At 42.8% G+C, this 8,753-nt stretch carries 8 protein-coding genes; 7 read left to right on the forward strand and 1 reads right to left on the reverse strand.

All coding sequences use genetic code 11. From position 1 onward, the window contains the following. Positions 1–5: 5 nt before the first annotated feature. Positions 6–1,289, reverse strand: a complete 1,284-nt coding sequence (locus R7R78_RS19165) for a carbohydrate-binding protein (RefSeq protein ID WP_167415455.1) — start codon at positions 1,287–1,289, stop codon at positions 6–8. 247 nt (positions 1,290–1,536) lie between these two features. Between R7R78_RS19165 and R7R78_RS19170 the strand changes: the two genes are divergently transcribed. The 7 genes from R7R78_RS19170 to R7R78_RS19200 all read left to right on the forward strand — a co-directional run bounded on the left by R7R78_RS19170 (position 1,537) and on the right by R7R78_RS19200 (position 8,223). Continuing rightward, the gene (locus R7R78_RS19170) at positions 1,537–1,842 is read left to right on the forward strand and encodes a PTS sugar transporter subunit IIB (RefSeq protein WP_025767645.1); all 306 of its coding nucleotides are present in this window, start codon (positions 1,537–1,539) and stop codon (positions 1,840–1,842) included. A gap of 87 nt (positions 1,843–1,929) precedes the next feature. Then, on the forward strand, positions 1,930–3,264 hold the full coding sequence (locus tag R7R78_RS19175) for a PTS sugar transporter subunit IIC (RefSeq protein WP_005381064.1): 1,335 nt from the start codon (positions 1,930–1,932) through the stop codon (positions 3,262–3,264). 51 nt (positions 3,265–3,315) lie between these two features. After that, positions 3,316–3,627 (forward strand): PTS lactose/cellobiose transporter subunit IIA, encoded by a 312-nt coding sequence (locus tag R7R78_RS19180; protein ID WP_031777269.1) that lies wholly within the window; start codon positions 3,316–3,318, stop codon positions 3,625–3,627. Positions 3,628–3,639: 12 nt separating this feature from the next. Further along, entirely contained in the window at positions 3,640–4,962 is a 1,323-nt protein-coding gene (locus tag R7R78_RS19185; protein ID WP_053303322.1) for a 6-phospho-beta-glucosidase, read from the forward strand. An 18-nt stretch (positions 4,963–4,980) separates the two neighbouring features. Beyond that, positions 4,981–5,736, forward strand: coding sequence for a chitin disaccharide deacetylase (chbG, locus tag R7R78_RS19190; RefSeq protein WP_213970011.1), 756 nt, complete (start codon positions 4,981–4,983; stop codon positions 5,734–5,736). A 104-nt stretch (positions 5,737–5,840) separates the two neighbouring features. Beyond that, complete coding sequence (locus R7R78_RS19195; protein WP_005381031.1) at positions 5,841–6,839, forward strand: LacI family DNA-binding transcriptional regulator; 999 nt, start codon at positions 5,841–5,843, stop codon at positions 6,837–6,839. Between the two features lie 130 nt (positions 6,840–6,969). Further along, complete coding sequence (locus R7R78_RS19200; protein ID WP_005385549.1) at positions 6,970–8,223, forward strand: HD-GYP domain-containing protein; 1,254 nt, start codon at positions 6,970–6,972, stop codon at positions 8,221–8,223. Positions 8,224–8,753 lie beyond the last annotated feature (530 nt).

Consider the following 8,753-nt stretch of genomic DNA (forward strand, 5'->3'; position numbering starts at 1 on the left):
ACAGCCTATAGAGCTGTGAACAAGGTATTTTGAGTGTTCGGAGTCCAGTCTGCTTGGGACACGTGCGGTACATCAACTAGATAACGCAAACCTTGATAAGTCACCACATCACCTTGTTTATAGGAAACATTCTGAGTCCAGTTAGTGGCTGGGTCCGCATTTGTCCAGAGGCTAGAGGTTGGAGACGGTACCCAATCTTGTTGTGCAGTATGGTTTGTTACAGCCTGGTATACAGTACCTAGGTGTAAGACGTAATCGCCAGCGTCGTAGTTATGACCAACTTGCCAGTTCGGTGTGTAGTTATCCATTGTGTCGAAGTCATAACCCGCTTGTTTTGCTAACTGTATAAACTTAGCGAGCTTAGGTAGGTTTTGCGTTGCACCCATGCCACGCTTACCATCTTCAAATAGGAACTCGTGAGTTAATACGATAACTTTATCGGCGTGTAAAGGTGTACCACATGGGAACTCTTGAGCTTTGGAGTTGATCGGGTTAATCGTTGTTGGTGCACAAGTGTTTAACGCGGAATCCACATATCCAAGAAATGCTTCTGCTTCTGTAAGGCTGTTTGCTGGCATTTCAATGCCCCAATTTTCAGGTGCCCAGTCCACATCCCAACCGTGAGTTTGATAGCCGTTATTCGCTAGGATATTTTGAACCTCGATAGCTGCTTTTACACTGTTGGATGGGTTGGATGTATCGCATACATATCCTGGTTCCCAAGGTTTCAGGTCATCAGACGTGGCGCATAACCCATCTGCTTTGAAGTCTTTCGTCACGCGCCAACCGTTGGTGTAGGGCAGTCTAGCAAACTCTGTTGCCTTGTAGTTCGGGTAGCTTGTAATGTTCGGCAAATACTTTGCTAACACAGATAAGTTTTCCGTAAACATTGAGGCGTCGTAAACAGGGTCTTGATACGAGTTTAGCTGGTGGTCCCCGGTCGCATTACACTCCGCAGCACTGTTCGGTCCAAATTCATCCACGCAGTTGTGCACCATGTGATCGTAACTGTGGTTCGCAACAATATGACCAGTGTCTAATGCGAGCTTTAAGGCTTCTAGCGAACGGTCTTCATTCTCATCACCAATTCCGTCTAAGTGCCAAGCATTAAAGTAAAACGTCGCTTTGATATCTTCCTGGTTAAGTACTTGAATAACGTCAATAGATGCATTGATTGGTCCATCATCAAACGTTAGATAAATGGTGCCTTTAGAGTCGGTTTGAGCAAATGAGTGTTGTGATAGTGCGGCACTTACAAGCGTTGCAATAGCCAATTTATTAAATTTCATTCTCTATTCCTTTTAAGAAATTAATAACGACGTTGTCAGTAGTAAAATATTGATAATTTGAAACTTAATGTGATGTCTTAAATTATTTTGTGACTTTTATCCTAGACCTAAATAATTACAAAAAAATAGGTGGTATTTTCTAAATTGGGATTGTGTTCACGAATAATGCAACCGGTTGCGCTTTTTTGTCTTGGTTATTTTTGCTACAGTTTTTGCAGGTTGAAATTTACACAACGGGAGTAAGGCTATGAAAAAGATCCTTTTATGCTGTAGCGCAGGGATGTCCACCAGTATGCTTGTTAAGAAAATGGAGCAAGCTGCTGAAAATAAAGGAATTGAGTGCAAGATTGATGCAATGTCAGTGAATGCGTTTGAAGATGCAATTAAAGAGTACGATGTTTGTCTTCTCGGGCCTCAAGTACGCTTTCAGCTAGAAGAGCTAAGAAAAACGGCGCAAGAGCATGGTAAAAACATTGATGCTATTTCTCCTCAGCATTATGGAATGATGAAGGGAGAAGAAGTACTAGAGCAAGCATTAGAATTAATTAACTAAACTATAGTTTTAAATTAAAAAGATAACTGTACATCAAATATAAATATTTGATGCGGGATTCTTTTGCCTAAAATAAGGATGGATTCTATGAAGCTTTATGACGCAATTATAGGCGCAGTCGAAAAGCATATAGCCCCTATAGCAGCTAAAGTGGGGAATCAGCCCCATGTTCGCGCAATGAGAGACGGTTTTATTGTCGCAATGCCGTTTATTATTGTCGGTAGTTTCATTTTGATTTTTGCATTCCCCCCATTTGCCGAAGATACAACCTTTACTTTTGGTCGAATTTGGCTCGATTTCGCCACTACACATTTTGATACCATAATGATGCCCTACAACATGTCGATGGGGATCATGACTATTTTTGTTTCGCTGGGCGTTGCTTATAGTTTAGCGAAGGCTTACAAGATGGATGGGATCACGAGTGCTGTATTGTCACTAATGTCTTTTTTACTCATTGCGGCCCCAGCTAAAGATGGCGCGTTGTCTATGTCTCACATGGGCGGAACCGGGATCTTCACCGCAGTGATGTGTGCATTTTTCTCGGTGGAGCTCTACCGTTTTATGAAAAAGCACAATATTACGATTCGCATGCCAGAGCAGGTGCCACCGGCGATTGCGCGATCATTTGAAGTATTGCTACCAGTCTTAGCGATATTCATTACCTTATATCCACTTAGCCTTTTCGTACAAACCCAGTACGACATGCTGATTCCAGATGCTGTTATGGCTATCTTTAAACCGCTAATTAGTGCGTCTAACTCATTGCCTGCCATTATTGGCGCTTTATTGCTTTGCCAGCTGCTTTGGTTTGCGGGTATTCATGGTGCTGCAATTGTTGTTGGACTGCTTTCTCCAATCTTTTTGACCAACATTGGTGCCAACATTGAAGCCTTTGTTGCAGGTGAACCGATTCCAAACGTATTTACTCAACCGTTCTGGGATTTTTACATCTTTATTGGCGGCTCTGGTGCAACACTTGCTCTTGTTATGCTGATGTCGTTTAGCCGTTCTGTTCACCTTAAGAGCATTGGTCGAATGAGTGCGGTGCCTGGCTTTTTCCAAATCAACGAACCAGTGATCTTCGGTAGCCCAGTTGTGATGAACCCGACCTTGTTTATCCCGTTCGTCTTCGCTCCAGTCATCAACGCTACGATTGCGTATTTTGCTGTGCATGTCGGCTTTGTGGGTATGGGTGTCGCTACAACACCTTGGACAACACCGGCACTGATAGGTGCTTCGTGGGGTAGCGGTTGGACCTTTGCGCCAGTATTGCTCGTCATTGGTTTATTAATTCTTGATCTAATCATCTACTTCCCATTCTTCAAAATGTTTGAGAAGCAAATGTTGGAGCAAGAACTACCAACGACGAAGGAAACTAAAGGTGACACGCAGCCGTCAGGCGAAGGCGTTACTGCTTAACTGTGCTTAATGGGCCGCAATTACCGCGGCCCGATTTTCGGAGAGAAAATGATGGAACAAGAATTGGTTGTAATGGAGATCATTTGCAATGCTGGTGAAGCCAGAAGTTTAAGCTACGAGGCATTGCGTTTATCTCGAGAACAAGATTTTGAAGCGGCTGATGAGAAGCTCTCTCAAGCAAGAGAGTGCATTAATAAAGCCCACTTAATACAGACTCAGCTTATTGAAGAAGATCAGGGAGAAGGGAAAGTCCCGATGACGTTAGTGATGGTGCATGCTCAAGATCACCTAATGACTACGATTTTGGCTCAAGAGATGGCTGTAGAAATCGTCGCACTGAACAAAAAAATCTCGAACAAATAAAGGGGGATGAAAATGTCTAGAGAGGCGATCAAACTTGCCATTATTGGCGGTGGTAGTAGCTATACCCCGGAATTGGTTGAAGGGGTTATTAAGCGCTTAGAATATTTACCCGTTAGGAAGATTCATTTTGTGGACATTGAGTCAGGAGCTGAGAAGCTTGAGATCATCAAAGGATTGGCTCAGCGAATGGTCGATAAAGCCGGAGCAAAAATTGAGATAAAAGCCAGTTTCGATCGCCGTGCTGCGATAAAAGATGCGGATTTTGTGATGACGCAGTTTCGTGTTGGTGGCCTTGCTGCACGCGCTAACGATGAGCGAATCCCAATCAAGTACGACGTCATCGGCCAAGAAACAACGGGCCCTGGTGGTTTTGCTAAAGCACTGCGAACCATTCCGGTCATTCTTGATATCTGTAAAGACATTGAAGAGTTGGCTCCAAACGCATGGATGCTCAATTTCACCAACCCAGCGGGTTTAGTTTCCGAAGCGGTCAGTAAGTACACCAAAGTAAAGAGTATTGGTTTATGCAATGTGCCCGTTTCAATGGAAATGATGATTGCAGAAATGATGGAGTGCGAGCCAAAAGAGCTACAACTTGAGTTTGCTGGGTTAAACCATCTCGTGTGGGTACACAAAGCATGGCTCAATGGGGAAGATATTACTCAAACGGTATTAGAGAAAGTCGGTGATGGTGCCAACTTCAGTATGAAGAATATCTGGGAAGAGCCGTGGGATCCTGCATTTCTAAAAGCACTGGGGGCGATACCATGTCCTTATCATCGCTACTTCTACCAAACTGATGCCATGCTTGCTGAAGAGAAACAAAGTGCCGATGAAAAAGGCACTCGTGCTGAGCAGGTAATGGAAACAGAAAATGCGCTATTTAAGCTCTATCAAGATCCTACCCTCGATCATAAGCCGAAAGAGTTAGAGGAGCGGGGTGGTGCTTATTATTCTGATGCATCACTGAACCTAGTTGATTCAATTTATAACAATCGTAATAGTATTCATGTTGTTAACGTTTTAAATAATGGAGCGATCAACGGCCTACCTGACGATGCTGTGATTGAATGTAGTGCGGTGATTGGTAGCTGGGGGGCGAAACCTCTTGCGGTTGGCGAGTTGTCAAACAATATCAAAGGATTACTCTATCAAGTTAAAGCGTATGAGCAGCTAACAATAGAAGCTGCTGTCGAAGGTAATTATGACAAGGCGCTTATGGCATTAACCAATAACCCATTGGTGCCTGACATTGGCCGCGCCAAGTCAATCCTGGATGATATTCTGGCGGTGAACGCTCCGTATTTACCTCAATTTAAACTAACGACGTTGTAAGACTAAGGAAGGGCGCCGATGAAAGTCATTTTTAATGCTGATGATTTTGGTTTAACGAGAGGTGTAAATAACGGCATCGTTAAAGCTCATCGGCAAGGTGTGGTTCATTCAACCACCATGATGGTGGGTATGGATGCTGAGCAACATGCCTTAGAACTAGCTCGCCATAATCCAGACTTGAAAGTTGGCGTTCATCTTAGGTTTACAGCAGGTGTGCCTATAACGAAGCATCGTAACTTGACTAACGGCCGAGCGCACTTTATCAACTATGACGAACTTTGGAGTAAGCAGGACTTCGAAACTCAGGTCGTTTATGATGAAGCAAAAGCTCAGGTGGAACATTTTTTATCGCTTGGGTTAGAGCTAAGCCACTTAGATAGCCATCATCACGCGCATACTCACCCTCAAATTTTGCCCGTTATTAAAGAAGTAGCGAATGAATACCGAGTGCCACTGCGGGGCACTGGCTTGTGTCAAGAATCGATGACAATCAGGTATATCTTTACTGATGAGTTTTATGATCAAAAAGTGAGCTTGGATGGCTTAATGGCACATCTATTGAGCTTAAAAGCTGACTATGACTTGGTTGAGGTGATGTGCCACCCGGCAGAGGCCGATCAGGCGCTTATCTTAAAGAGTGGCTATGCGCTTCAGCGAGAGCTAGAGTTACAAGTTCTTACCTCTCCCATTTTAAAAGAACAGTTAGCTCATCATGGTATAACTGTCACGGATTACTCTGAGCTTGTTTCTACCAATCAAATGGTCGGTGTATGATTAAAGGCTGCCAGCTTCGCCCCCTATAGCACCTTACGAATTGCTGGCAGCCGTTCTACACAAACGAATATTTAATAATAATTGCAGTTGGACCCAATAGCATTATGGCAAGGATTAAAGATGTAGCCGAACTCGCCGGTGTAAATCGCTCTACCGTTTCTCGAATTATTAATGGAGAGGGGAAATTTCGCGAGGAAACTCGAAAAAAAGTAGAGCAAGCTATGGCGCAATTGAATTATCGTCCTAGTGCAATTGCTCGTTCACTCGCAACCTCATCCAGTAATATGGTTGGGTTATTGGTGACTTACTATACGGGGGGCTTCTTTGGCGAGATGATGGAGCAGGTTCAGACCGAGCTGGATATTCATAAGAAGTTTTTGATTACAGCTCAAGGCCATCATTCTGCACAAGGTGAAAAAGAGGCAATTCAGCGTTTTAATGATTTACGTTGTGACGGCTATGTACTTCATAGTCGTTATTTGTCAGATGATGACTTACGTGAACTAGCTAAACAGCCAACACCTTTCGTTCTCCTGGATCGCTACGTGGAAGGAATAGAAGAGCGTTGTGTTACCTTTAACCATCATCATGCAAGCCGTATTGCCGTTGAGCACCTTTTAGCTGGTGGTCATCGAAAGATTGCTTGTATTGCCGGTCCATCCCAACGTCATAACAGTGTATTGAGAAAGCTTGGGTATATTGATGCAATGAAGGATGCTGGTATAGATATTGATGAAAGCTGGTGTGAAGAAGGGAATTATGGTCGGCAAAGTGGTTATGATGCAATGGCTGCAATTTTACAACGACACCCTGATGTGACGGCTGTCTTTTCGTGCAGTGAAGAAATGACGGTTGGCGCAATGCAGTACTTACACGAGCACAGTATTTCTGTACCAGAGCAAATCTCATTAACTAGCTTTGACAGTGTTGATCTTTGTGAAAGTCTTTACCCTACAGTATCAGCAGTGCACTTTCCTATCAGTGACATGGCCCGTGTAGCGGTACAAACGTTAATGGGGCTAGTCAAAGATCAAGAAGTAATAGACAAGCCAGTGTTCGAGGCCAAGCTTAAAATACGCAAAGCAGATCGCTCCTTAAAGTAGCTTACTTCTATCTAATTAAGTGAGTCGCTTAGAAATAACAGTTTGATGTTTTGATAGTTACTGATGAATTTATTCACAAAATTTACTAGTATTCTAACTCTCTTAAGAAATATAAATCAGTAGTGAATAAGTGGCAGCCATTAAACTAACGGTCGATCGTATTCAACCCGGATTACATATCCGTCTTCCGCTAAAGTGGAACGATCACCCCTTTCTACTCAATAGCTTTAAGATTAAAGACCAAGAGCAAGTCGAGATGATCCGCCACCTCGGCGTAAAGTTCGTTTACTTTAATCCAGAGCAAAGCGATGCCGTTCCACTCCCTGTTGATCAAAGACAAGCTGACAGAGTAACAAATGAAGCGTCGTTAGATCATGAAACTCAAAAAATGTGGCAAGAAAAACAGAACCGCATAGAAAAGTTAAGTGCATACCGTCGACGCGTGATTCAGTGTGAAAAAGAGTTTGAGCGCTCTCTGGCACGTATGCGTTCAGTCATGACTAAAATCCGTAACCGTCCGACAGCAGCAGTTGATGAAGCAAAGCTTCTTATTGAAGATATCGTCGAGAAGTTAATGTGCGATGATAATGTTACGTTACATCTGATGAACGGAAAAAATGAGTTTGAAGATATTTATTTCCACTCATTGAACGTGGCTGTTATCTCGATGATGATTGGCCGTGCTAAAGGGTGCTCAGCAGCACAGTTGAAAGAGCTTTCCTTCTCCGCACTATTCCATGATATCGGGAAAATAAAAATCCCGACTGCAATATTAAGAAAGCAACTACCTCTAACAGAGCCAGAAACCAACTACTTAAAGTTGCACACTAAATATGGCGTCGATCTTGCGAGTCAAATCGAGGCTTTTCCCGAAGTCGCGAGAATTGTGATCGCGCAGCACCATGAGCTAAGAGATGGGTCTGGTTATCCTAAAGGCCTGAAAGGAGATGAGATCAACGAGTTTGCTCAAATTATTGCTGTAGCCAATGCGTTTGATAACTTGTGTCATACCCCGATAGTCTCAGACCAAAAGATTCCTTATACCGCACTCTCTCATTTATATAAGAACTGTAAACACCTATATAAAGAAGAGAACCTGAACATCCTAATTAAGTTTATGGGCGTGTTTCCTCCGGGTACCGTAGTTCAGCTTTCTAATAATATGGTCGGCCTGGTTATCTCAGTGAATGCATCGCATTTATTATTCCCGAATGTCTTGGTTTACGATCCATCAGTACCAAGGACGCAAGCGCCAATCATTGATCTTGCGTCAAAAGATATAAAGATAGTTAACGCGATTCATCCGTCAAAATTACCGGATAAAGTAAAAGAGTATCTAAATCCGCGTTCGCGTATTTCTTATTTCTTTGATAGCGATGAGTAGTTATCCACAGCTTTTTGTGGGTAAATTGTATAAATCCTGAGTGTTATTTCTGGGTAATTTTGGGGTTGGATGGAAAGTATCCATTTGGCATGTTTTTTTAGAAAAAATGCATTTTTAGTATTGCCAAAGAAAATCTTCTCCCTATAATGCGCATCCATCGACACGGCAGACGTCACAAGGCTTCAGCAGGGTCGAAGAGGTAAAAAGCTTCTACAAAAAATTAGTTTAAAAAAGTGTTTGACACTAACAACTAAATCGCTAGAATGCACCTCCGCTTTGAGAGAAAAACTTCTCGCAAAGCAAGCTCTTTAACAATATAGACCTATCAATCTGTGTGGGCACTCGTTGATGATAATCCAATTCGATACTTCGGTATCAAATTAGGTTTCAATGAAACGAAGTGACCATTGAATCTTCGGATTCAGCACAGTCAATTCAAACATTACTTTATGTAATGTTCAGTATTCATTGAGCCGAACAAAATCTTAAATTGAAGAGTTTGATCATGGCTCAGATTGAACGCTGGCGGC

The organism is Vibrio sp. 2134-1, assembly GCF_033339495.1.